General features: G+C 33.9%; 29 protein-coding genes and 2 pseudogenes. 4 read left to right on the forward strand and 27 right to left on the reverse strand.

Translation table 11 applies throughout. The annotated features are described in order from the left end of the window. Nucleotides 1-150: 150 nt before the first annotated feature. The 4 genes from dnaJ to ACMHJ2_RS09175 form a co-directional block, all read right to left on the reverse strand. A complete protein-coding gene (gene dnaJ / locus ACMHJ2_RS09160; RefSeq protein WP_413512594.1) occupies nucleotides 151-1,278 on the reverse strand; it encodes a molecular chaperone DnaJ in 1,128 nt (375 codons plus the stop codon). 43 nt (nucleotides 1,279-1,321) lie between these two features. Next, nucleotides 1,322-1,855 carry a nucleotide exchange factor GrpE gene (locus ACMHJ2_RS09165; RefSeq protein ID WP_413512595.1) on the reverse strand — a complete coding sequence of 178 codons (534 nt, stop codon included), beginning with the start codon at nucleotides 1,853-1,855 and terminating at the stop codon, nucleotides 1,322-1,324. Between the two features lie 162 nt (nucleotides 1,856-2,017). After that, complete coding sequence (locus ACMHJ2_RS09170; protein WP_413512596.1) at nucleotides 2,018-2,944, reverse strand: TIGR01777 family oxidoreductase; 927 nt, start codon at nucleotides 2,942-2,944, stop codon at nucleotides 2,018-2,020. 19 nt (nucleotides 2,945-2,963) lie between these two features. Next, nucleotides 2,964-3,425 carry a DUF4442 domain-containing protein gene (locus ACMHJ2_RS09175; RefSeq protein ID WP_413512597.1) on the reverse strand — a complete coding sequence of 154 codons (462 nt, stop codon included), beginning with the start codon at nucleotides 3,423-3,425 and terminating at the stop codon, nucleotides 2,964-2,966. Between the two features lie 277 nt (nucleotides 3,426-3,702). On the opposite strand from ACMHJ2_RS09175, the gene ACMHJ2_RS09180 reads away from it, so the two are divergent. Beyond that, complete coding sequence (locus tag ACMHJ2_RS09180; protein ID WP_413512598.1) at nucleotides 3,703-4,044, forward strand: PadR family transcriptional regulator; 342 nt, start codon at nucleotides 3,703-3,705, stop codon at nucleotides 4,042-4,044. Further along, entirely contained in the window at nucleotides 4,037-5,470 is a 1,434-nt protein-coding gene (locus ACMHJ2_RS09185; protein ID WP_413512599.1) for a PspC domain-containing protein, read from the forward strand. Before ACMHJ2_RS09180 ends, ACMHJ2_RS09185 begins: the two co-directional genes overlap by 8 nt. Nucleotides 5,471-5,518: 48 nt before the next feature. Here ACMHJ2_RS09185 and ACMHJ2_RS09190 read toward each other — a convergent pair whose 3' ends face one another. Together ACMHJ2_RS09190 and ACMHJ2_RS09195 are read right to left on the reverse strand one after the other, a co-directional pair. Further along, entirely contained in the window at nucleotides 5,519-6,220 is a 702-nt protein-coding gene (locus ACMHJ2_RS09190) for an OmpA family protein (RefSeq protein ID WP_413512687.1), read from the reverse strand. Between the two features lie 22 nt (nucleotides 6,221-6,242). After that, on the reverse strand, nucleotides 6,243-6,701 hold the full coding sequence (locus ACMHJ2_RS09195; RefSeq protein ID WP_413512600.1) for a hypothetical protein: 459 nt from the start codon (nucleotides 6,699-6,701) through the stop codon (nucleotides 6,243-6,245). Nucleotides 6,702-6,867: 166 nt separating this feature from the next. On the opposite strand from ACMHJ2_RS09195, the gene htpG reads away from it, so the two are divergent. Then, the gene (gene htpG / locus ACMHJ2_RS09200) at nucleotides 6,868-8,721 is read left to right on the forward strand and encodes a molecular chaperone HtpG (protein WP_413512601.1); all 1,854 of its coding nucleotides are present in this window, start codon (nucleotides 6,868-6,870) and stop codon (nucleotides 8,719-8,721) included. A gap of 91 nt (nucleotides 8,722-8,812) precedes the next feature. Here the strand turns inward: htpG and ACMHJ2_RS09205 are convergent, their stop codons facing one another. The 21 genes and pseudogenes from ACMHJ2_RS09205 to ACMHJ2_RS09305 all read right to left on the reverse strand — a co-directional run bounded on the left by ACMHJ2_RS09205 (nucleotide 8,813) and on the right by ACMHJ2_RS09305 (nucleotide 19,007). Then, nucleotides 8,813-9,388 (reverse strand): HEAT repeat domain-containing protein, encoded by a 576-nt coding sequence (locus ACMHJ2_RS09205; RefSeq protein ID WP_413512602.1) that lies wholly within the window; start codon nucleotides 9,386-9,388, stop codon nucleotides 8,813-8,815. A gap of 2 nt (nucleotides 9,389-9,390) precedes the next feature. After that, complete coding sequence (locus tag ACMHJ2_RS09210) at nucleotides 9,391-9,792, reverse strand: putative toxin (protein ID WP_413512603.1); 402 nt, start codon at nucleotides 9,790-9,792, stop codon at nucleotides 9,391-9,393. A 440-nt stretch (nucleotides 9,793-10,232) separates the two neighbouring features. Then, nucleotides 10,233-10,907 carry a hypothetical protein gene (locus ACMHJ2_RS09215; RefSeq protein ID WP_413512604.1) on the reverse strand — a complete coding sequence of 225 codons (675 nt, stop codon included), beginning with the start codon at nucleotides 10,905-10,907 and terminating at the stop codon, nucleotides 10,233-10,235. Then, the gene (locus tag ACMHJ2_RS09220) at nucleotides 10,904-11,134 is read right to left on the reverse strand and encodes a hypothetical protein (protein ID WP_413512605.1); all 231 of its coding nucleotides are present in this window, start codon (nucleotides 11,132-11,134) and stop codon (nucleotides 10,904-10,906) included. The genes ACMHJ2_RS09215 and ACMHJ2_RS09220 overlap by 4 nt, the downstream gene beginning before the upstream one ends. A 188-nt stretch (nucleotides 11,135-11,322) precedes the next feature. Beyond that, nucleotides 11,323-11,514: pseudogene (locus ACMHJ2_RS09225) on the reverse strand (IS5/IS1182 family transposase); the annotation flags it as partial. A 166-nt stretch (nucleotides 11,515-11,680) separates the two neighbouring features. Further along, the gene (locus ACMHJ2_RS09230; protein WP_413512606.1) at nucleotides 11,681-12,049 is read right to left on the reverse strand and encodes a hypothetical protein; all 369 of its coding nucleotides are present in this window, start codon (nucleotides 12,047-12,049) and stop codon (nucleotides 11,681-11,683) included. A 1-nt stretch (nucleotide 12,050) separates the two neighbouring features. Then, a complete protein-coding gene (locus ACMHJ2_RS09235; protein ID WP_413512607.1) occupies nucleotides 12,051-12,410 on the reverse strand; it encodes a hypothetical protein in 360 nt (119 codons plus the stop codon). Continuing rightward, nucleotides 12,407-12,664: pseudogene (locus ACMHJ2_RS09240) on the reverse strand (TNT domain-containing protein); the annotation flags it as partial. The pseudogene ACMHJ2_RS09240 and the gene ACMHJ2_RS09235, both read right to left, overlap by 4 nt. Nucleotides 12,665-13,190: 526 nt before the next feature. Then, entirely contained in the window at nucleotides 13,191-13,769 is a 579-nt protein-coding gene (locus tag ACMHJ2_RS09245; RefSeq protein WP_413512608.1) for a hypothetical protein, read from the reverse strand. Nucleotides 13,770-14,020: 251 nt separating this feature from the next. Then, on the reverse strand, nucleotides 14,021-14,467 hold the full coding sequence (locus ACMHJ2_RS09250) for a DUF4304 domain-containing protein (protein WP_413512609.1): 447 nt from the start codon (nucleotides 14,465-14,467) through the stop codon (nucleotides 14,021-14,023). A 12-nt stretch (nucleotides 14,468-14,479) separates the two neighbouring features. Further along, a complete protein-coding gene (locus tag ACMHJ2_RS09255) occupies nucleotides 14,480-14,710 on the reverse strand; it encodes a hypothetical protein (RefSeq protein ID WP_413512688.1) in 231 nt (76 codons plus the stop codon). Between the two features lie 57 nt (nucleotides 14,711-14,767). Beyond that, on the reverse strand, nucleotides 14,768-15,022 hold the full coding sequence (locus ACMHJ2_RS09260; RefSeq protein ID WP_413512610.1) for a hypothetical protein: 255 nt from the start codon (nucleotides 15,020-15,022) through the stop codon (nucleotides 14,768-14,770). A gap of 6 nt (nucleotides 15,023-15,028) precedes the next feature. Continuing rightward, on the reverse strand, nucleotides 15,029-15,409 hold the full coding sequence (locus ACMHJ2_RS09265; protein WP_413512611.1) for a hypothetical protein: 381 nt from the start codon (nucleotides 15,407-15,409) through the stop codon (nucleotides 15,029-15,031). 138 nt (nucleotides 15,410-15,547) lie between these two features. Further along, a complete protein-coding gene (locus ACMHJ2_RS09270) occupies nucleotides 15,548-15,823 on the reverse strand; it encodes a hypothetical protein (RefSeq protein ID WP_413512612.1) in 276 nt (91 codons plus the stop codon). A gap of 257 nt (nucleotides 15,824-16,080) precedes the next feature. Then, a complete protein-coding gene (locus tag ACMHJ2_RS09275) occupies nucleotides 16,081-16,623 on the reverse strand; it encodes a hypothetical protein (protein ID WP_413512613.1) in 543 nt (180 codons plus the stop codon). Nucleotides 16,624-16,625: 2 nt separating this feature from the next. Then, nucleotides 16,626-16,973, reverse strand: coding sequence for a hypothetical protein (locus tag ACMHJ2_RS09280; protein WP_413512614.1), 348 nt, complete (start codon nucleotides 16,971-16,973; stop codon nucleotides 16,626-16,628). A 100-nt stretch (nucleotides 16,974-17,073) separates the two neighbouring features. Continuing rightward, nucleotides 17,074-17,343, reverse strand: a complete 270-nt coding sequence (locus ACMHJ2_RS09285; RefSeq protein ID WP_413512615.1) for a CPCC family cysteine-rich protein — start codon at nucleotides 17,341-17,343, stop codon at nucleotides 17,074-17,076. Next, nucleotides 17,333-17,524, reverse strand: a complete 192-nt coding sequence (locus ACMHJ2_RS09290) for a hypothetical protein (RefSeq protein WP_413512616.1) — start codon at nucleotides 17,522-17,524, stop codon at nucleotides 17,333-17,335. The genes ACMHJ2_RS09285 and ACMHJ2_RS09290 overlap by 11 nt, the downstream gene beginning before the upstream one ends. Continuing rightward, complete coding sequence (locus ACMHJ2_RS09295; protein ID WP_413512617.1) at nucleotides 17,521-17,706, reverse strand: hypothetical protein; 186 nt, start codon at nucleotides 17,704-17,706, stop codon at nucleotides 17,521-17,523. Before ACMHJ2_RS09295 ends, ACMHJ2_RS09290 begins: the two co-directional genes overlap by 4 nt. A gap of 141 nt (nucleotides 17,707-17,847) precedes the next feature. Beyond that, nucleotides 17,848-18,468, reverse strand: a complete 621-nt coding sequence (locus tag ACMHJ2_RS09300; protein WP_413512618.1) for an imm11 family protein — start codon at nucleotides 18,466-18,468, stop codon at nucleotides 17,848-17,850. Nucleotides 18,469-18,473: 5 nt separating this feature from the next. Continuing rightward, a complete protein-coding gene (locus ACMHJ2_RS09305) occupies nucleotides 18,474-19,007 on the reverse strand; it encodes a hypothetical protein (protein WP_413512619.1) in 534 nt (177 codons plus the stop codon). A 469-nt stretch (nucleotides 19,008-19,476) separates the two neighbouring features. Here ACMHJ2_RS09305 and ACMHJ2_RS09310 point away from each other — a divergent pair, with 469 nt between their 5' ends. After that, a complete protein-coding gene (locus ACMHJ2_RS09310; protein WP_413512620.1) occupies nucleotides 19,477-20,448 on the forward strand; it encodes an EamA family transporter in 972 nt (323 codons plus the stop codon). Nucleotides 20,449-20,475 lie beyond the last annotated feature (27 nt).

Raw genomic sequence — 20,475 nt, forward strand, 5'->3', positions numbered from 1 at the left:
TTTCAACTTGCGAAGCACAAGGAATATTTTGATTGACAATAGGCATAAAAAAACCCAACCTTATATTACTATAAGGTTGGGAAAAATTGCTATGAAAAAGAAAATCCACTGTTTAATAAGTGTGGCTCAAATGTATAACTTCTTTTCTAATTATGAAAACATTTCTTTGACTTTTTCAAAAAAAGATTTATCTCCTTTGCCAGGAGAAGGTTTGAAGTTACCATCCTCTTGCATTTTCTCAAAAAATTCCTTTTGTTCTTTTGTCAGTTTCTTTGGTGTCCATACATTGACATGTACTAATAAATCACCACTTCCGTAACTATTTAAATGAGGTAATCCTTTTCCTCTCAAACGGAGAATTTTACCTGATTGTATACCTTCTTCTAATTTGATACGCACATTACCTGTTACGGTATAAATTTCTTTACTTCCGCCTAAGGCTGCTTCAGAGAAGCTAATATACAGGTCATAATGAAGGTTGTCCCCTTCTCTTTTTAGCGTGTCGTGTTCCAATTCTTCAACAACGACCAACAAATCCCCTGGTACACTATTATTTCCAGGTGCTTCATTTCCTTTACCTGTAACTTTCAATTGCATGCCTTCAGCTACACCTGCAGGAATTTTGATTGAAACAGTTTCTTCTTGTAAAACCATTCCTTCCGCATCAGATCCTGTTGGTTTTTGATCAATCATTTGACCTGTACCTTGACACGTATGACAAGGAGAAGCCGTTTGCATACGACCAAATACCGTGTTGGCTATTTTAGTAACTTGTCCACTTCCATTACAGGTTGAACACGTTTTATAGGTAACACCAGCTGCTTTTATTTTGCGTTTTACTTTTACTTTCTTTTCTACTCCATTTGCGATATCTTCTAACGTAAGTTTTACTTTGATACGCAAACTTGTTCCTTTAGCTCTTCGTTGGCCTCCACCACCGCTGAAACCACCGAATCCGCCGAAACCACCTCCGCCAAAGGCACTTCCAAAAATATCTCCAAACTGACTGAAAATATCGTCCATATTCATATGACCACCGCTATATCCGCCGCCGCCTTCAAAAGCAGCATGACCATATTGATCATAACGCGCTTTTTTATCTGAATCACTTAATACTTCATAAGCTTCTGCGGCTTCTTTGAATTTTTCCTCAGCCTCTTTATCTCCTGGATTTTTATCTGGGTGAAATTCAATTGCTTTTTTGCGGTATGCCTTTTTAATGGCAGCAGCATCTGCTCCTTTATCGATACCTAATATTTCGTAATAATCTTTCTTCATTTTGGATTATAAGTTTCTATTAATAAATTAGTCCTACTACTTGTTATTGACCAATAACAACTTTAGGAAAACGAATAATCTTATCCCCTAATTTATACCCTTTTTCTACTACATCTACCACTTTTCCTTTTAGCTCATCACCTGCTGGAATTTGTGTAATCGCTTCTGATAGATCTGCATTAAAAACATCTCCACTTTGAATAGCTACTTCTTTTAATCCTTTGGCAGCTAACGTGTCAATTAATTTTGTTGCTATTAATTGAAATCCCAACAAATGGTCACTTTCTCCTTGTTTTTCCAACTCTAATAAAGCACGACTAAAATCATCTAAAACAGGAAGCATGGCAGACACAACTTCTTCATTGGCTGTTTTAAACAAGTCTAAACGCTCTTTCGATGTACGGCGTTTATAATTCTCAAACTCAGCGAATAAACGTAAATATTTATCTTTTTCTTCTGCGACTTGCGCTTTTAAAATTTCTTCCATTGACTCATTTTCAACTTGTGCAGTTTCCGTTTCTTGTGTATCTTCTACATTTAAGTCAATTTCTTCCTTGTTTATATCTTTATTTTCCATACTTCTATCCTACAGTTTATATTGCTTTCTCTTAATCAAATCCTTTGCCAACTGTTTTTTTATGCCATAATGACAGAAATATAAGGATTTATAATTTCAACTCTTTGTATGTCATAAAAAATGCCCTTGTAGTAATCACTATACTGGCATTTTTACTTATCCTTATTGGGCGTTATTTATCTTATCTTCCGAATACAAAGCAGCAAAGGCTTCTTCTAAGGTGAGATAATGAAATTTAAAATTACTTTGTTCCAATTTATGGCAACTTATTTGTTGTCCTTTTGTCACTAACATTTCTTTTTCACCTAAAACAAAACGCAGCACCCACGAAGGTACAGCCGGAAAAAATAGAGGCCGTCCTAAGGCAATACACAGCTTTTTGGTGAAATTTTCATTCGTTTCTGGTTTAGGTGCTACTGCATTGAAAACACCCGCTAAGTGATGATCCATTACAAATAGGAATATTCGTGCCAAATCACTCAGATGAATCCAGGAATAGTATTGATTTCCTGTACCTAAAGGCGAAGCGATATAGCACTTAGCTATTTGCTCCATTTTTGGTAAAGCACCTCCGGTTCTAGCTAAAACTAATCCTATTCTCAAAATACATACTTGCAGTCCTAAGGTTTCGAACCGTTTATTGGCTGTTTCCCATTGGTTGACAACGGTTCCTAAATAATTTGTTGCGGGTATATAGTCTTCTTCATCTTGCATGCGGTCAAGGGTATCGTAAATACCTACTGCTGAAGCACAAATGATTTGTTTGACTTGATGAGGCTGGTTGCTCAATAGTTGATACAACGTTTGAGAGGCGTCTACTCTACTATTGCTAATAAGCTCTTTTCCTTTAGCAGACCAAGAACCGTTAATTGAGCTACCCGCCAAATGGATAATTACCTCAACCTTTTCTATACAGGCAGAATCGATACTCTGTTTTTGGGGATTCCAATAATATCCGCTACATCCTTTTAGAACATCTAATTTATCTTTAGCCGTGGTCAAGAAAGCAACCTCAACCCCTCTTGCTAATAGCATCTCAATCAATTTATTCCCGACTAGTCCTGTTGCACCTGTAACTAAAACCCTCATATTTTTACTGTATATCTCTCTATTTCTTTGTCCTAACTCTAAGTGTCCATTCAAAATTAAACGTTGAAACCTCATCTCCTTTTTCATCCCTACCGATTGATTGCATCCATAGCGTTACACCTTCTTGTGTTGTTATCGCTTTTTGAATTGCCGCATCAAGTAAATGCCCCTCTACACAAGTAAACGAAATCTTCCCAGTTGCTTTTTTTACAAAAACAGCATTATTTTGAGCAACTAACATAGAAATAGGCTGTCCACTTTTACCTATTTTTTTCATTACTAAAGCTCCCGTTGACAATTCGGCAGCCATAGCTTGTACAGCAAAATACATGGAGCGAAAAGGATTTTGATTCACCCATCTATGCCGAACAGTTGTCGTGGCTTCTGTATCAGAAATACGCTTTAATCGCACACCTGTCCAATAGGCGGAAGGCAACTTGAAAAATAAAAATTTATTTATAGTTGAAACTGAAAACTGCATGGTATTATTTTTTTTATTACCACTAAATATACAACATTATACGGATGTTTCAGGCTACTCCTAAAATATAATCGCTTTTACAACAGGTACAATTGTTCTATTTTGCCTGTTAATTTTTTTTCGGAAACACATTAAAAAAATCACAACAAACTAACAAACAACACTTTATCAAAAATACAAAAAATACAAATAGTTAAATTAAAGTTAATTTTAAGTACTCTGCAATACATAGTACAGGCTTTTAACTATATCTTTGCATAAGAAAATCATTGAAACTATGAATAGTGAAAATACAAAAGCTCAAATGCGAAAAGGTATCTTAGAGTTCTGTATTCTTTCCATTTTAAAAGAACGCGATTATTATACTTCTGAAATATTAGAAGAGCTTAAAAAAGTAAAACTTTTAGTGGTAGAAGGAACCGTATATCCTTTACTAACAAGACTCAAAAATGGAGATTTGTTAACCTACAGATGGGAGGAATCCAATGCAGGTCCCCCGAGAAAATATTACAAACTAACTGCTAAAGGCGAACAATTCTTAGGCGAGCTTACAGAAACATGGGAAGAATTAGCAAATGCCGTTCAAAAAATAACCACAAACAAGCAAGATCATGAATAGAACTTTAACAATAAACATCGGTGGTTTAGTTTTTCACATTGAAGAGCAAGCCTTTCAGAGATTAGATCAATATATAAAAGCGATTCGCCGTTCGATTGCAATCGAAGAGCAAGATGAAGTGGTTGAAGATATTGAATTGCGCATTGCAGAAATTTTCAATTCAAAAATTACGACAACCAAACAGGTGATTACTTCTGATGACGTAGATGAAGTTATTCAAATTATGGGAAAACCGGAGGATTATTTCATTGATGAAGAGACCACACAAACGCATAATGAACACACCTATTACAGAGAGAAAAAATTATTTAGAGATACAGATAATCGCATCTTAGGAGGTGTTTTAGCAGGATTAGCGCATTATTTCAAAATTGATACCATTTGGGTGCGTTTAATCTTCATTTTTCTTGTGTTTTTCTATGGAACAGGCATCTTGTTATACTTTGTGTTGTGGATTATTATTCCAAGTGCAAAGACAGCTAGTGAAAAACTAGACATGATGGGAGAGCCCGTCAATATAGAAACGATTGAACGCAAAATAAGAGAAGGCGTTGACTATACGACGAGTAAGATTAATTCCATCGATTATGAAAAATTCAAACACCAAACACAAAGAGCCACAAACCAAGGAACTAAAATAATCCGTTACATCTTAGGTATTGGTTTTATTGTTGTAGCAATTATTGGTATGATGGTTAGCTTTTTTGTCAACTTAATGATTATTGTCAACACTAGTTTTATAGCTGCAGAGTTTGATCTTCCTCTTTTCATGACAGATGCAAGCGTTCCTAGATGGATTCTACATACCTTCATCAGTTTGATCACCTTTTTGCCTTTTATTATTATGTTGCTATTGGGATTAAAATTACTCTATACCAATATGAAGTACATCTGGCTTACAGCAATAAGTATATTTGTGCTATGGATCAGTAGTTTAATTATTTTATCCGTTATGATTATAAAAAGTGAAAATGGCGAATTTATAGAAAAGCAAATGGGCTTTACCTATGAAGTAACCCATGAATCTAAAGATTCAACAGCTGGTGATTTTTTATTTTCAACAACTAAACCGATTGTTTTACAACTCGATGAAAACGCAGTAATAACAGATGTTTTAGCCAATAAAATTGAGATTGTTCCATCCTACCAGGACACGGCTTACGGCAAGTTTGGCAATACAGCTAAGGAATACCAAACGAGTTTTAAAACGACCGAAAATGAAACTGAATTCCTTATTCACATCACAGAGGAACAATTAAAACTCAATGAATTTTTAACGTTGTATGTTCCGATTGGAAAAAAGATATTAATCGATGAAAAGGTAAAACCTTACCTATTTTCTCAGGCACAATCCCAGATAAAAACGGGCAATCATTGGTATGAAATGAAAGACGATTTTAACTTACATTGTACGGATTGTAACTAAAAAGAGGAGCTAATTAGCTCCTCTTTTCTATTTTTTATCTTGGTACAATTACATCGTAGCTGCTTCATTTTGAGCATCGATAATCATCTGCTCATTGGCTTTAATAGCAAATTCTACACGGCGGTTTTTTGCTCTTCCTGCATCTGTATCATTACTTGCAATTGGATCAGCAATTCCCATACCCTCCGTTGCTAAACGCTTATTTGAAACACCATTTTGCATTAAATAGGTTTTCACCGCATTTGCACGTTGTCTAGATAATTTTAAGTTGTATTCTTCTCTACCTGTATTATCTGTATAACCAAAAATACTGATTAAAGTATTCGGATTCTCTTTAAATACTACGATTAATTTATCTAAATTTTGTTTTGCCTTATCTGTTAAGGTAGCTTGATTCAAATTAAAATTAACTGAGCTTTCGCCTAAAATCAATTTAATTCCCTCACCTACACGTTCTACTTGAGCACCAGGAACTGTTTGTTCAATTTGACGTGCTTGTTTGTCCATATTGTTTCCAATAACACCTCCAGCAGCTCCACCAATAACTCCACCTAATACAGCACCCAAAGCACTATTGCCTCCTTTTCCAATATTATTCCCTAATATCCCGCCAATAATTGCTCCACCAGCAGCGCCAATAGTCGCTCCTTTTTGTGTATTATTCGCATTTTTGACAGAGTCGCAGCTTGTCAACGATAAAGACCCAACTAGCAAAGCACCTGCTAAAAGGGTTGTTGTTGTTTTTTTCATCATATTACCTTGTTGTTGATTCTTAATTCTTTGTGAAATGATACGTTACATCATATCCTTGTCCATCTACGTAAAAATAATCAATCAAATCAAAACTAGTAGCGGTTTGATTTTTCACTTTCATCTTGTACCCTGTGGTTACATTCTTCGCTTTTAATCCAGTATCTACAAATTTAAACTCGAATTCTCCACTTGGGTTAACAAACCACTTAAAGTTACTTTCAAACATGGGACACGAATTTCCGCCCAATAAATTTACCACGCCAGAGTTGTTATTTGAAACAAATTTCCACTGACTCCCTTTAAAACACTTCGCATCAGCAATATTAAAAGAAGTAACTTTTACAAACTCTCCGCCTATATGAGAGATATTAGTTAAAGTCCAATCTCCTTTTATTCCGTATTGCGACTGCTTATCCATAGTCGGCTTACAAGAAACCAATGCTAATCCCACAAAACTTAATAAAATTAACTTTTTCATAATAAATCTTCTTTTTTTTACAATAATACAAACTTTCTAGGTACAAATGGATTTTACTGTCCAAAAAAGAATAAAATGACAAATTGGCATCTCTTTCTAGGTTGGTATCTTTTTTGTCTACCTAATATCACATAAAAATATTAAAAATAATAATACCAAAATAAGTATGACAACTGGAAAAATTAATGTTACTGTAGAGAATATCTTTCCTTTAATAAAAAAGTTTTTATATAGCGATCACGAGATATTCTTAAGAGAATTAGTTTCAAATGCAACGGATGCTACCTTAAAGCTAAAACACCTAACAAGTATTGGGGATGCAAATGTAGAATATGGCGCTCCTATTATTGAGGTTAAAATTGACAAAGACAATAAGAAACTTCACATTATCGATCAAGGGATTGGTATGACCAGAGAAGAGGTTGAAAAATACATCAATCAGGTTGCTTTTTCTGGGGCAGAAGAGTTTTTAGAAAAATACAAAGACAGCGCCAAAGACGCGGGAATTATTGGACACTTCGGTTTGGGGTTCTACTCTGCCTTTATGGTAGCAGAAAAAGTAGAAATTATAACTAAATCATTTAAAGACGCACCTGCTGCACATTGGACTTGTGATGGTAGTCCTGAATACACGTTAGAAGAGGCGGATAAACAAGACCGCGGTACTGAAATCATCTTGCACATCGCGGAAGATTCTTTAGATTTCTTAGAGGAATATAAAATTCGCGAGCTTTTAACCAAATACAATAAATTCATGCCTATTCCAATTAAATTTGGAACCCATGAAGAAGGGGAGGGAGACGATAAAGTTGAAGTTGATACCATCATCAATAACCCAAATCCAGCTTGGACTAAACAACCTGCGGATTTAACGGATGAGGATTACAAAAATTTCTATCGCGAATTGTATCCAATGCAATTTGAAGAGCCTCTTTTCAATATTCACTTGAATGTAGATTATCCTTTTAACTTAACTGGAATCTTATATTTTCCAAAGTTAAGTGGTGATTTACAAATGCAAAAGGACAAGATTCAATTGTACCAAAATCAAGTATTTGTAACGGATAATGTTGAAGGGATTGTTCCTGAATTCCTAACGATGCTAAAAGGAGTAATTGATTCACCTGATATTCCGTTAAACGTATCTCGTTCTTACTTGCAAGCGGATGGTAATGTGAAAAAGATTGCTAATTATATCACTCGTAAAGTAGCGGATAAATTGAAATCTCTTTTTAACGAAAACCGCGCTGATTTTGAAAGCAAGTGGAATGACATTAAAATTGTTTTAGAATACGGGATGTTGTCTGAACCTAAATTTTCTGAAAAAGCAGGTTCATTCATGTTGTATCCAACAACAGAAGGGAGCTTCTTTACGCTAGATGAGCTAAAAGAGAACACCAAAGACTTACAAACGGATAAAGATGGGAACTTAGTTGTCTTGTATACTTCGAATAAAGATGCGCAACACAGCTATATCAGTGCTGCGAGAGAAAAAGGATACCAAGTTGTACTGCTAGATTCTCCTATTGTTTCTCACTTGATTCAAAAGTTAGAAAGTGAGAATGAGAAATTAACCTTTGTACGTGTTGATGCAGATCATATCAATAATTTGATTAAGAAAGAGGAAACGTCAATCTCAAAACTTTCTGAAGACGAGCAAACAACCTTACAAGGCTTTATTGAGCAAGTGGTTCCAAAGGAAAAATATACGGTAAAATTAGAAGCCCTAGATAGCAAAGATTCACCTTTAGTATTGACTCAACCAGAGTTTATGAGAAGAATGAAAGAGATGAGCCAATCTGGTGGTGGTGGAATGTTCGGTATGGGTAATTTCCCAGAGATGTACAACTTAGTGGTGAATACGAATTCTGAATTTGCTTCTAAAATCTTGAACAATACCAATGAAGCGGAACGCAAAACTGCTTTCAGTCAAGCCTTAGATTTAGCGAAATTATCGCAAGGGTTGTTGAAAGGCGAAGAACTTACGGCTTTCGTGAAAAGAAATTTTGAGAAACTGTAAATAACAACTCTTTTCAAGAAAAATAATTAAAAACCCCGTCTCCAAAAAGACGGGGTTTTATTTTTTAGTTTTTTTAGACAGCTCCTTTTAATTACATTACTTTCTTTAATGCTTTTAGTGCTTCCTTTCTTATCAAGGCTTTAGGGTGATTGATTAGTACTGAGATTTTATCTTTTGCTTTTTTTGATTTCATTCTGCCTAAAGCCTCTAAAGCTTGTGCTGCTACTTCATCATCATCAAGTAGTTTAATTAAAACATCTTCTGCTTTCCCTGATGTTACTTTTCCCAAAGCCACTACAAACATCTGTCTTGACATTCCATTTTCTTTGTCTTGTACGATGGGTAAAATCCGTTCTACATCATCTTCGATAATGGTGATATAAATTGTGTTTCCAATCGCCCAACGCAACAACGTTTTATCCTTTGGTATTTTGTTGTATTCATCGAGTAAAATTGGACTTGCTTTTCCAATGGCTTCTTGTACGGCTAATGCCCTGATAACACCTTCTTTGATAGCAATATGTTCTATTCCTTCCTGTAGCAAATCAAGCAAAACAGGAACTGCGGCTGGATACGGCTTGTCAGTGTTTACTAAATCATAAATATCGTTTACAGTAATCCCAACTTTTGCCAATTCTGATTTTATTTTATTTGCTTCTATTACCATAGCTATCTAAATGGAATTGGTTTAGTAATAATACTTCTATTGTTAATCAAGTTTTGCAACGGCCCCGAAAAAGTTGTATTCGGCCTTGTATAAAGAATGAACTGACGGCCTGTTTGCTGTGAGTACAGATGAAAATCCGTTAATTGCCGTGTTAAGCTTTGATGCCCTACATTCTTTACTTCTCCAAGTGTAGTAGATGTGAGTTGGTCGGGTATTCTGTATTTGGCTGTTCCTGTTAAAGACGGTATTCGTGTTTTTGCTCCAACCCCTACCGCTTCTTCTCCTGCAATACCTAAAGCCCTTGCATTTGAAAGCCCCCCCTTACTCGCGTTAATCGTAACTTCCTTCAAAAGCGTACCTCCTGTTGCGTCAGGTATACGCAATGGCCCCCTTGAATCCCCCATCCATGCTACGTAAAGGTACTACTTTTGTAACACTGTTTTTAACAATATTGGTAGAAGACAAATCAGGTCCACTTTTTATAGTTGCTGAAGAACTTAAATTTGTATTTGAAGTGTGAGAGATTGTTCCTGCCGGATTCATAGTTATAGCCTCTACTCTTGGTAGACTAGATGCACCTGTAAGAAAACTACGTCCATTAGCCAAAGTACTTATTCCATTTATCGTACCTCCAAACTGCCATTCCTCCTAAACTGTTGGGATGCATAGTATTCCAATAAATACTTCCTGGTGTATGCTGTACTTTTGGAACTAGCTGCAAAACTCTAGATCCTATATCAGGTGCACCTTGAAGATAATAATTTTTGAGGACAAACAATTAAAAAACCCCGACTTTTTTAAGACGGGGTTTTGTTCTTTAGGCTTTTTAGACAGCCTCTTTCATTTATGGGAGAAGCAAAGCCGATTTTAACTTTGCTATTTTCTTATCTTGTTTATTAATTTCGATTTGATCTAACAATTTTTCACGACTAATTATAATTAACTCTAAATCTGTAAGCCAATTATCTAGCTTACCATACTTCCATTCCAAAAACTTGGGATCATAGGCTACAACTAATTTTCTTATTCTATCTAATATCTTTTTAGCCAACTTTACATCATTTCCATATACAGCTGCTAAAAATTGAGCTTCCAAAAGTTTAACTTGTCCAACAGGGCTTGCTTTTACTATTCCTTCCGAAAATTGTTTTTCAATAACTTCTACTAATTGCTCTAAAGTAACACTTTTATTATCTAAAATAGAAGCCTGTTCTTTGGTACAAACTAATGCTTCTTGCAAAAGATCTCCATGTTTCTTATAAAGAACATCAAACTGTAAACCTTTATGATCACATATTTCCTGCATAAAAACAGGCTCTTCCAAGCATTTTTTCACATCTTTTTTCCACAATGGATAACAGACAAAAATAGGTCTATACTTTTCTTCTCCAGGTAATTTAAACAATTCTATTCCCAAAACAAATAGCCCATAAATCTTTAGCAACTTATTACTTGAATAAATAGTAAGTTCTGCTAGATTACTAGCCCAATCATTTATAATTTCTTTTTTTGATATCATGGTTTTATTATTTGAGTAGGTAATCCAAAATTCCTTTGATACTTTAGCATTTGAAGTGTCATGTTTAATTGAGAAGGGGACAGATTAGGATATCCAAATTTCCAATCATAAATAATTCCATTTGCATTATCAAGCACATCCAATACACCTCGATTACCAGGACCATTGTTAAACGGCACTTTGAATTTCATTCCTTGATCTCCATAAATACGTTGATAACGTGTCAATAAATCTGTTGCGTATTTATGTTTGGCTGTACCTGCAAATCTTCCAACTCCACCTATTACTGCTTCTGCTCTTACATCTGAACTTTGAACTAATTAGGCATTTGTATATCCTGACTTAGTGGTAACTACTTCCCTTACATCAAAAAAATCATTGTTTGCGGCATTTGTATTCGCCACAAAAAACAATAATATTGAAACATTCGAATAGGAGAATAAGCCATTCTACCATTACTACTACAATATTTACTTGATAATTCTTGATATACAAAAGTAAAATCTACAAGATCATATATTTTACGTAAAATGTTATCCTTAGGAACTAACATATCGTACAACTCAGAATATTTACTAAAAGAAAGTGTTTCTTGATGACTTAACATTGTTTTGTATTTAATCAAAACAAAGCTAAAAAACAAAGAGGTAAAACAGAAAGTATTAACTCTCTATTTTACCTCTTTTTAAAAAACGACTTTTTCAGTGCCTTCCCTTTTTGAGACGGGTTTTATTTTTTAAGCTTCTAGAGAGTCGCTTTGTTTTATCGCTTTTTTAAAGTTTTAATTTCGCTTTTGGAAAAACATGCAAAACTTCAATTGCTTCGCAGAAAAAACTGATCCGATCACTTTCGTAATCCTCAATTTGAAAATTGATATTCTCCCAACCCTTAGCTGAAATATCCACTACATCAAAACCCAAGACAGACTGTTTATCAGCACCCTCAAAATTTAATTTGAATTGCATAATATTTCGAAATTGTACCTCTACCTCAACAAAATCTTCTAATCTATTGGGCCATTCTTTTCCATGTTCTCTTTCTTGACACAAAAAGTTTAGGGTTACATCTTGTTTAGACCATACCAGCGACTGAATAAAAACTACGGTTGTAGGCTTCCAATTTTTATTTTTCAATGTTATCATTTTAAAAACCCAATTTGTTCATATATTCCATTTGTAATTTTTCTATTTTGTCAAAAGAGTAATCAGTTTCGTTTTTTCTATGTTGTGCTTCGTCACGCACAGCAAGTTCAAAGGCTATTCTTTTAAACACTTCCTCAATAAGCAAATCTACTTCGGGATAATATGTTCGTTCGTATTCTATTCCTCTTTCTCTAATTACCAAATGCATTTCCCCTTCAAAACCAATATCGATATAGGGAAATGCAAAATCATTAGATTCATTGATTTGAGGAATGAATTCTTCAGGAAAACCCTCTACTTTGCTTACTAATTGAGCTATTCTATTTTTAATTTTCAGCTTTAATTCTTTATCTTTTTTCATTTTATCATTTGTTTTAAAAATCCTCCTCTAACCAACTCTTCTGCATTTAAAAAAGGTGAATAATATTGAATTCCTGTTCCAACTTTATAATAAGCTGGTGTAATTCGAGAGAATTGAACATCAAAAGGTTTTATAACTTGATCCTTTGTTAAAGCACCTGTATTACCAGGAGGCAATGCTCTCATTTGTAAGGGTGTTCCTATAGGTGAAAAATATTTTCCATAGGGAGATCCATATCTATCTATTTGGATTCCTACGGTTAAAGTAGTTTTTGACCAACCCTCCTAATGCCCCACCATTTGGAGGATAAAAAGATGCAAGAGTTGTTGTACCTCATTTACTTGTTGTATTAATAACAACCTCTTCTAAAAGAGTAGGTAGCCCTTGATCATTTTGATTAATAGTCCCTAGAATCCCCCAAAAATGCAAAAGATAGAATGTTTAATAGCTTCTCTAATAACAAAAGAAATAATCTTTTTTTACTTTTCAATTATGTTTAATTTTCCTATTTAATGTCAGCTTAAATAGAATTTAAATCTGGTTTTTCAAGTGGTATTTCTAATACCTCCAAACTGCCATTCCTCCTAAACTGTTGGGATGCATAGTATTCCAATAAATACTTCCTGGTGTATGCTGTACTTTTGGAACTAGCTGCAAAACTCTAGATCCTATATCAGGTGCACCTTGAAGATAATAATTTTTGAGGACAAACAATGAAAAAACCCCGACTTTTTTAAGACGGGGTTTTGTTTTTTAGGCTTTTTAGACAGCCCCTTTCATTTATATGAGGAGCAAAGCAGATTTTAACTTTGCTATTTTCTTATCTTGTTTATTAATTTCGATTTGATCTAAAAAAGCTCTCCGATTAGCTTGCATTTTTTTCAAACTTTCAAACCAAACTTCAAAATTTCCATACCAAATTTCAAACATTTTTACTTCCCAGTTTTTACTTGCATTTAAGATCTCATTCAATATCTTATCTATTCTTGCTAGATCACCTATATATAATGCTGCATAAAACTTTAATTCTAATAATGCTGCTTTTTTTCCTGGATGCTTTATAGCACAACGATAATTGTAGAAATAATCATCGATTAAATCATTCAAATCTTCTAAGGAAACATCATCCTCAATTGATATCTTAAGACTATCATTCACAATAACATGCACCTCTTTAAACTCTTCTATTAGATCACTATAAGGAAGATTAATTTGCAATCCTTTCCTATTAAAAAACTCAAACATTAACTCTGGAGATTCTAAACAAGTCTTCAAATCCTTTTTGTATAATGGATAAATAACAAAATGTGGTCTATAGTTTTTCCCTCCAGAAATGGATATTAACTCTAACCCCATCACAAAAGGCCCAACAATTTTGTATAATTTATTTGAAGAATAATCCCATAAACTAGGGAAAAACTTTAACCATCCTTTGTTATTATTCTTTTTGTTTTATTATCTATCATGTTTTAATTTAGATTTATTGTTATCTAGGGCTAATATTAACATATCTGTCCACAATAATGCTGACCAATAAAAGTTTAAAGATTTCTTTGCTAAAAATGCAGCTACATTATAAAAGCAAAAGCCCCGATGAACGTGGCTTTGAGCTATTCTGCTAAACTAAAATGTTTTTTGACAACTAAAGGAATATCATTCAAGTGCGGTCGTTTCTTCAATTCACTTAATACATCTTCTTCCGTATTCACTTCCTGAATATTAAGTACCAACTTTTCAAGTAAGAGTTTCTTTAATTCCTTTGCCCTATCCTCGTTTGATATATTATTTCCAAGGTCTAATAAGGCTGTCATTCTCTGTTGTTCCGTTTTATCAATAGAGCCAAAGCCCTTAAAAACGTGCATCATTAATCCATTCAAAGGAACCGATTTTAAAATGTAGCCGTAATTGATATAAAAACTATTACTGAATTGTGATTTCTGAAGGTTAATCATTTTAGTGATTTCATCACCATTTATAACCCAGTAGTCGCCTTTCTTTTTAAATCCGATTGGAGCAAGCACCTCATTTAAAATACTTGCTAATTCTTTTTTCTCCATTGTAAGTATTTTTTAATAGTGGTCTAAAACTGTTTTCCATGTTCCTCCATAATTCTGCTCAAAAAGCGATTTGTAGTTATTCAATTGTTTTGTACCTAATTGAATTCCTCTCGGGTTAAATGGCTTCAATTCATAAATTGTCTTGGTTCCAAAATCTACAAAGTCGGGGCGTATACCTTTGATGCCTGTAAATTCTTTAAACTTGCCAAGTGCTGGAGCATGTTTTCCAAATTTATAATCAATACGAGGAAACTTATCTTAAAATTCGCCACTCTGATTTAGTACATTCTACAGAAAAAATCATAGGAGCGCCATTATTGATTTCACAACTTCTTCATTTTCACAATTTTGCTCTATTTTCTTGATGGTTGATCTTATAAACGCAGGTGAAGTCAAATTGTTTTTTATCATTGTCAAATCTTGTACGAAACCATCAAGTAAAGACCAAACGTTATAATTCATGTTTGATTTTTCTTCTTGCGTAGCAGAACGAACAAAACCGTCTCCATCGCCCTGATATTTCTTATAAATTTCAATATGTTTTAATGTAATCATGCTATATTAGGGTATTATATGATAGATAATCTCTACTTCATTTTTTATTAAAATGGGGTATTCTACAGTTCCCCATACACTTTTAACTCCAATTCCTCCGGAATTCTGAAAAACATGGATAGTTCCACTTGAACCTTTTGCATATTGAGATGATATTCTTTGCCACATTGGTCCTGCCTTTTCCCAAGGAAGGTCTCTTGTCAAATTAATCATATTTTTTCCTGCTCGCGTCATTTCTAATGTAGTCATCCCATTTTTAACTGCAAATTCACGAGCCGTTGCCTCCACTAAAGGGTTTCCTCCTCCTGACCAAAAGACACGGCCTCCTTTACTCGCATTAATCTTAATCTCAGGCAACATAGCAGATTCTGCATTGGGAACACGCAATGGTCCACCTTGAATCCCCCCATCAACTGCACGTAAAGGTACAATTTTGACACCATTTTTTTAATACAAAACCCGCTTATATCAAACACATACAAGCGGGTTTATTTTCATAATTTCTTTACAACTTTAGTATCGTCCTCAAAACAACGCGTAAAACTTCGATTGCTTCACAGAAAAAACCAATGCAGTCATTTTAAGCATTTTTTTCCTATATTCCAAAAGCATTTGAGCAATTTTCAGATTAGAATATCCTTTATCTTTCAGTTCTAAATCAAAATCAATCAACGCTATTGCATAATCTACAGGAAACAGCTGAATATATTGTATTTCTTCTTTTTCAAAAACAAGATCATCATCCGTTTCTTCTATTTCAAAAATAACAATAGATGATTCTAAACTCAACGTTTCTTGCATATATATGAGCAATGCTTCTGATTATTTGTTTAATCCCTGCTCTTGATATAGTTCACCTAATAACATAGGATTCATCAAATAATTTACTAATTCTACTAATTTCATATCTCCAATTATTTATTATTATCTGCCCCCAAATTGCCATTCCTCCTAAAACGTTGGGATGCATAGTATTCCAATAAATACTTCCTGGTGTATGTTGTACTTTTTAAATTAAAAACGAAACTCAGTAAATTATTTTTTGAAATGACTATAACTTATCTGACTCTTATTCCTGTACTAAGATCTACTTCAAATAAATCATAAGCTTCATTACGAGGATTCCAAAACTCTCCTTTAATTATGGATTTTGTTATTTCAATTATCTTGAATCCATCTTGAGATAATCGTTCTGTTCTCCATTTTACTCCAATTTCATCATAGGCTACTAAATCAGTGTAATTGGAAAACACAAGAATTCCTTGTTCTTTTATCGAACGAACATCTAAAATTGGAATTGATTCAACTTCCTCCCAATCCTTGTTATCATTTACAGATACAATATAACCAGATCCTTTTGAGACAATACAGAATCTATTAGGATTAGGCATGGTATAAATTCCTGATATTCCTTTCGAACTGAAAGTGCCAAAAGCAAAAACTCCTACCCAATCCTTGCTTTCAAAAGGTATTACTTGAACAACTACTCCATCCTTCCCTTCTTTATTACTTCCCTCAGGATAATAATATTGTTCACCTTTTTTAATTTTATCACTATTTTCAAGTGCATAATTAGCATTAAAAGTTAAATCAATGTTCATAATTATCTTGGTTTTGGATTAAAAAATCTATGAATTATAACTCCCGTATTACCTGATAATGATGACCTTGTTCCTATTTCAAAAACACCTTGCTTAACATTAACACTTCCAGGATGACTATAAAGTATATTTGTATTACTTAAGCCTGGTTTTTGCATTCTTGACAAATTACTTGCATCATAATTATTTGCATTAAAAAAAGCTTCATTTTTCCAAAATCTTTGCCTTACAGTACTCCAAACAGGTAAAGTTCCTTTATATGTATAATTGGTTATTGGTAGTCCTACCTTCCAACCCACATTAATCGTAATCTCATCTAATACCGTAGCTCCTGCATTGGGAATGCGCAAGGGTCCGCCTTGAATTCCACCATTAACTATTTAAAGCGTAAACTTCCCCTCTAAACTAAGTACCCTCAAATATTTACTGTGCTTATTTAGCGGCCGCTACTCACGCCTCTAACTCCTCTTCGGTAGGTAATCTCGAAAACTGCTTTAGTCGTTGTTCTACAGCACCAAACAATTGGAAATTTTCTTTTGCTTGGTTTAGACTTACTTGATTTGCTCCACCAACATAAGATGGATTTTCATTTTGAATACCATCGATTTCCCATAGACAAACAGGACAATCTTGAAAAGTATTAATCGGTTTATCAAAAAAGGTAAAATAACCACAACAAGGACACTCGTATCTTCCAAATTTATTTTGTCTAATTTCCATATTTTGAAACTTGGTTTAAATAATAATTCATTCCTGTAGTTGGTCTATAAAATGTTTCAATATATCCCGTAGGATGTGTAGTTAAGAATTCACCAGTAGTACTATTAAATCTGAAATTCCAACCTTGTGGAGAAGTAAATCCTTTTATTTCTCCTCCAATTGTGCTCTCAGATAATCTCACAGCTCTGTTATAATAAGCTGTCTTAGAAATATTCCCCCATTGCGATCATTCTTTAGCATGTTTCCCAATTTATAATCAATACGAGGAAACTTACCTGCCTCCAATAAAAGCTGTTCTCCTCTTTTACTCACATTAATCGTAACCTCATCCAATACTGTAGCTCCTGTATTGGGTATACGCAACGGTCCACCTTGAATTCCACCATCAACTGCACGTAAAGGTATAACTTTGATTACGTTATGGTATAATTTCTTTTTTTATGTCGATACCAATTAAAAAGCATCACAGTAAACGAGAATTAATAAATAAAACTTAAATGTTTTTTATCCAATTGGATTCAAACTATCCCATCTAAATGTAGCCGCCTCTAAAAATTTGATATTGGTAAACTTTTCTTCTTCAACAAAATTATTAAAACGCTGAGATACAATGATTGTGGATTCACCAATTGAATTCGTAAAAAAAACATCTAAATTTATCAAATCTGGTTTTTTAAAAATAATACCATCTATTTTATTTAATATACTCTTTCCCTTTTGACATGTATCACATAATTCTTTGTCTTCAAGTTCAACGTAATTTAGATCAATAAAAGCATTCATATGTAAAATCTCAGGATAATAATATGCTTTCTCTAACAACTTATTTTTATGATACAAATCTACTTTTTTAAAATTGATTAATCCCTCTAAATCAGCAGATTCAAATTTATCTTTAAATTTTTCAGAAACAATGAAACCTATAAAAGTTCCATAAATAAAATCACCTAATTTTTTCTTTGAAACATTTATTTCTAATGGAGGTAACCACTCTAAACTAGTCAAAAATACGCCACAGGTCTGACATACTTTTGCCTTACCTGTTTTATAACTTAAACTTCTATGCTCTCCATAAGAAAACGCTGTGTTTTCGAATAAATGATTTTTAACAACATAATATTTCATTCTATTTAATCCATTAAATTAACATTTGGTATTCTACTTTTCAGCCAAGGTTGTTGATATAGATTATGAAGATATAAATCAAACTGTGAAGGAGTTGCCGAAGGGTTGCTTTGAAGCCATTGGACAACTGTTGTATCATACTGTCGGTGCCAAGTCTGATACCCTCTGTGTGCTTCATTATCTAAAGCATTATAAATATACCTCGTATTTGTTCTACTGTAATCAAAAGACTCTTTTAGTGTTGGATGGCTATTTAATACTCGTGTTATTTTATTTCCGAGTAGATGATGGGCTTGTCCTGTTGCTTTTACACTACTACTTCCTGCATTAATCGTAATCTCATCTAATACTGTAGCTCCTGTATTGGGAATACGCAAGGGTCCGCCTTGAATACCACCATCAACTGCGCGTAAAGGTACTACTTTTGTAACACTGTTTTTAACTGCATTGGTATATACTAAATCAGGTCCACTCGTCATTGTTGCGGAGGGGCTTAAGTTAGTATCTGCTGCTCTAGAAGCCAATCCTGCTGAATTCATAGATATTACCTCCATTTTAAGTAAACTAGATGCACCCGTCAAAAATCACGCTCATGAACAAGAGCAGAAATCCTAATAAAAACCCTCCAAATACCCTCCTATTGCCATTGAGGAAAAAATGCTCAGACATCGTTAACATCTTGTCACCAAGGAAAGCATTATTTCCAATTGAAAACACTAACTATTGACATTGAAGCTTTGCTTTGCCCACTAATTACTATTAACTAACCTAAACAGCAATCCATCAAAAAAAAAGTTAATTACAAAAACCATTCACCCTCTAAAATTAAACGTAAAATCAAAAATTGTCAAAATAACTAACTCCGCTTTTGTTAACTTAAATTCAACAAACGAAAGATAGCAGGACAAAAACTTTATTTACCCTCTTTTTTCTTTAAACTCAAGCTAGACATTTGTCCTATACCTACAAAAAAATAATAAGTACCTTTGCCTCGTTAAAAATAGAGCAATGAAAGAACATAATTTGATAAAAGGTGTATTTTTAGTGGCCATTGGGGCATCCAGTTTTGGAATGTTAGCCTCGTTTGTAAAACTCGCTTATTCGCATGGTTATACAACAGCCGAGGTAACCTTATCTCAGGTATTATTGGGGTTAATTGGCATGTTCATCATCAATCTTATCCGCAAAAAACAACCTAGTGAATCAATCGCTAGTAAAAGAGATATTCGCAATCTTATTTTAGCGGGAACGTCCATGGGATTCACTTCAGTATTATATTATATGGCCGTAAGTTATATTGATGCCTCAATAGCGGTTGTATTATTAATGCAATCCGTTTGGATTGGTGTTGTTATTGAAAGTTTGGTGACCAAGCAATTTCCCAGTTTATTAAAAATAGTTGCCGTTGTCATCATTTTACTGGGTACTGTTTTAGCTACCAATGTTTTAGCTAGTGAAATTAATTTAGATTTTAGAGGAGTTATCTTCGGATTCCTTGCTTCTTGTTCTTTTGCAATGACCATGTTTTCATCGAACATAGTAGCAAATCATTTACCCGCACCTAAACGAAGCTTATTTATGTTATGTGGTGCAACAGCCGTCGTTTTAATTTTCTGTTTCATTACCCAAATAGGACCCAATAATTCAGAAATAATGCTGTCTTTTTATCAACAGTTTACGGATAACACAAGTGGTATTCGCAATTTTGATTGGAGTATTTTCTATACCTGGGGCTTATTGTTATCGCTTTTTGGAACAATCTTACCTCCTATCTTTCTGAATATGGGATTCCCGCATACAGGAGTAGGTCTAGGAAGTATTGTCGCTTCGATAGAATTGCCTGTATCTGTAACCGTTGCTTTTATGGTATTAAACGAACAAGTTTTTTTAATTCAATGGTTGGGGATTCTCCTAATCTTAAGCGCTATCTTTTTGATGAATAGTCAGCTAATTTTTAAGAAAAAACAAGCCATAAGTTAAACGCTATTCAACGTATATTAGTTTTAA

Source organism: Myroides odoratus (assembly GCF_965118575.1).
GTDB classification, from domain to species: domain Bacteria; phylum Bacteroidota; class Bacteroidia; order Flavobacteriales; family Flavobacteriaceae; genus Flavobacterium; species Flavobacterium odoratum_B.

Excerpts from the sequence above, each read along its gene's own strand:
- dnaJ (WP_413512594.1), bottom strand. The coding sequence starts at position 1,278 with ATGAAGAAAGATTATTACGAAATATTAGGTATCGATAAAGGAGCAGAT.
- ACMHJ2_RS09165 (WP_413512595.1), bottom strand. The coding sequence starts at position 1,855 with ATGGAAAATAAAGATATAAACAAGGAAGAAATTGACTTAAATGTAGAA.
- ACMHJ2_RS09170 (WP_413512596.1), bottom strand. The coding sequence starts at position 2,944 with ATGAGGGTTTTAGTTACAGGTGCAACAGGACTAGTCGGGAATAAATTG.
- ACMHJ2_RS09175 (WP_413512597.1), bottom strand. The coding sequence starts at position 3,425 with ATGCAGTTTTCAGTTTCAACTATAAATAAATTTTTATTTTTCAAGTTG.
- ACMHJ2_RS09180 (WP_413512598.1), top strand. The coding sequence starts at position 3,703 with ATGAATAGTGAAAATACAAAAGCTCAAATGCGAAAAGGTATCTTAGAG.
- ACMHJ2_RS09185 (WP_413512599.1), top strand. The coding sequence starts at position 4,037 with ATGAATAGAACTTTAACAATAAACATCGGTGGTTTAGTTTTTCACATT.
- ACMHJ2_RS09190 (WP_413512687.1), bottom strand. The coding sequence starts at position 6,220 with ATGAAAAAAACAACAACAACCCTTTTAGCAGGTGCTTTGCTAGTTGGG.
- ACMHJ2_RS09195 (WP_413512600.1), bottom strand. The coding sequence starts at position 6,701 with ATGAAAAAGTTAATTTTATTAAGTTTTGTGGGATTAGCATTGGTTTCT.
- htpG (WP_413512601.1), top strand. The coding sequence starts at position 6,868 with ATGACAACTGGAAAAATTAATGTTACTGTAGAGAATATCTTTCCTTTA.
- ACMHJ2_RS09205 (WP_413512602.1), bottom strand. The coding sequence starts at position 9,388 with ATGGTAATAGAAGCAAATAAAATAAAATCAGAATTGGCAAAAGTTGGG.
- ACMHJ2_RS09210 (WP_413512603.1), bottom strand. The coding sequence starts at position 9,792 with ATGGGGGATTCAAGGGGGCCATTGCGTATACCTGACGCAACAGGAGGT.
- ACMHJ2_RS09215 (WP_413512604.1), bottom strand. The coding sequence starts at position 10,907 with ATGATATCAAAAAAAGAAATTATAAATGATTGGGCTAGTAATCTAGCA.
- ACMHJ2_RS09230 (WP_413512606.1), bottom strand. The coding sequence starts at position 12,049 with ATGATAACATTGAAAAATAAAAATTGGAAGCCTACAACCGTAGTTTTT.
- ACMHJ2_RS09235 (WP_413512607.1), bottom strand. The coding sequence starts at position 12,410 with ATGAAAAAAGATAAAGAATTAAAGCTGAAAATTAAAAATAGAATAGCT.
- ACMHJ2_RS09250 (WP_413512609.1), bottom strand. The coding sequence starts at position 14,467 with ATGGAGAAAAAAGAATTAGCAAGTATTTTAAATGAGGTGCTTGCTCCA.
- ACMHJ2_RS09260 (WP_413512610.1), bottom strand. The coding sequence starts at position 15,022 with ATGATTACATTAAAACATATTGAAATTTATAAGAAATATCAGGGCGAT.
- ACMHJ2_RS09270 (WP_413512612.1), bottom strand. The coding sequence starts at position 15,823 with ATGCAAGAAACGTTGAGTTTAGAATCATCTATTGTTATTTTTGAAATA.
- ACMHJ2_RS09275 (WP_413512613.1), bottom strand. The coding sequence starts at position 16,623 with ATGAACATTGATTTAACTTTTAATGCTAATTATGCACTTGAAAATAGT.
- ACMHJ2_RS09285 (WP_413512615.1), bottom strand. The coding sequence starts at position 17,343 with ATGGAAATTAGACAAAATAAATTTGGAAGATACGAGTGTCCTTGTTGT.
- ACMHJ2_RS09300 (WP_413512618.1), bottom strand. The coding sequence starts at position 18,468 with ATGAAATATTATGTTGTTAAAAATCATTTATTCGAAAACACAGCGTTT.
- ACMHJ2_RS09305 (WP_413512619.1), bottom strand. The coding sequence starts at position 19,007 with ATGAATTCAGCAGGATTGGCTTCTAGAGCAGCAGATACTAACTTAAGC.
- ACMHJ2_RS09310 (WP_413512620.1), top strand. The coding sequence starts at position 19,477 with ATGAAAGAACATAATTTGATAAAAGGTGTATTTTTAGTGGCCATTGGG.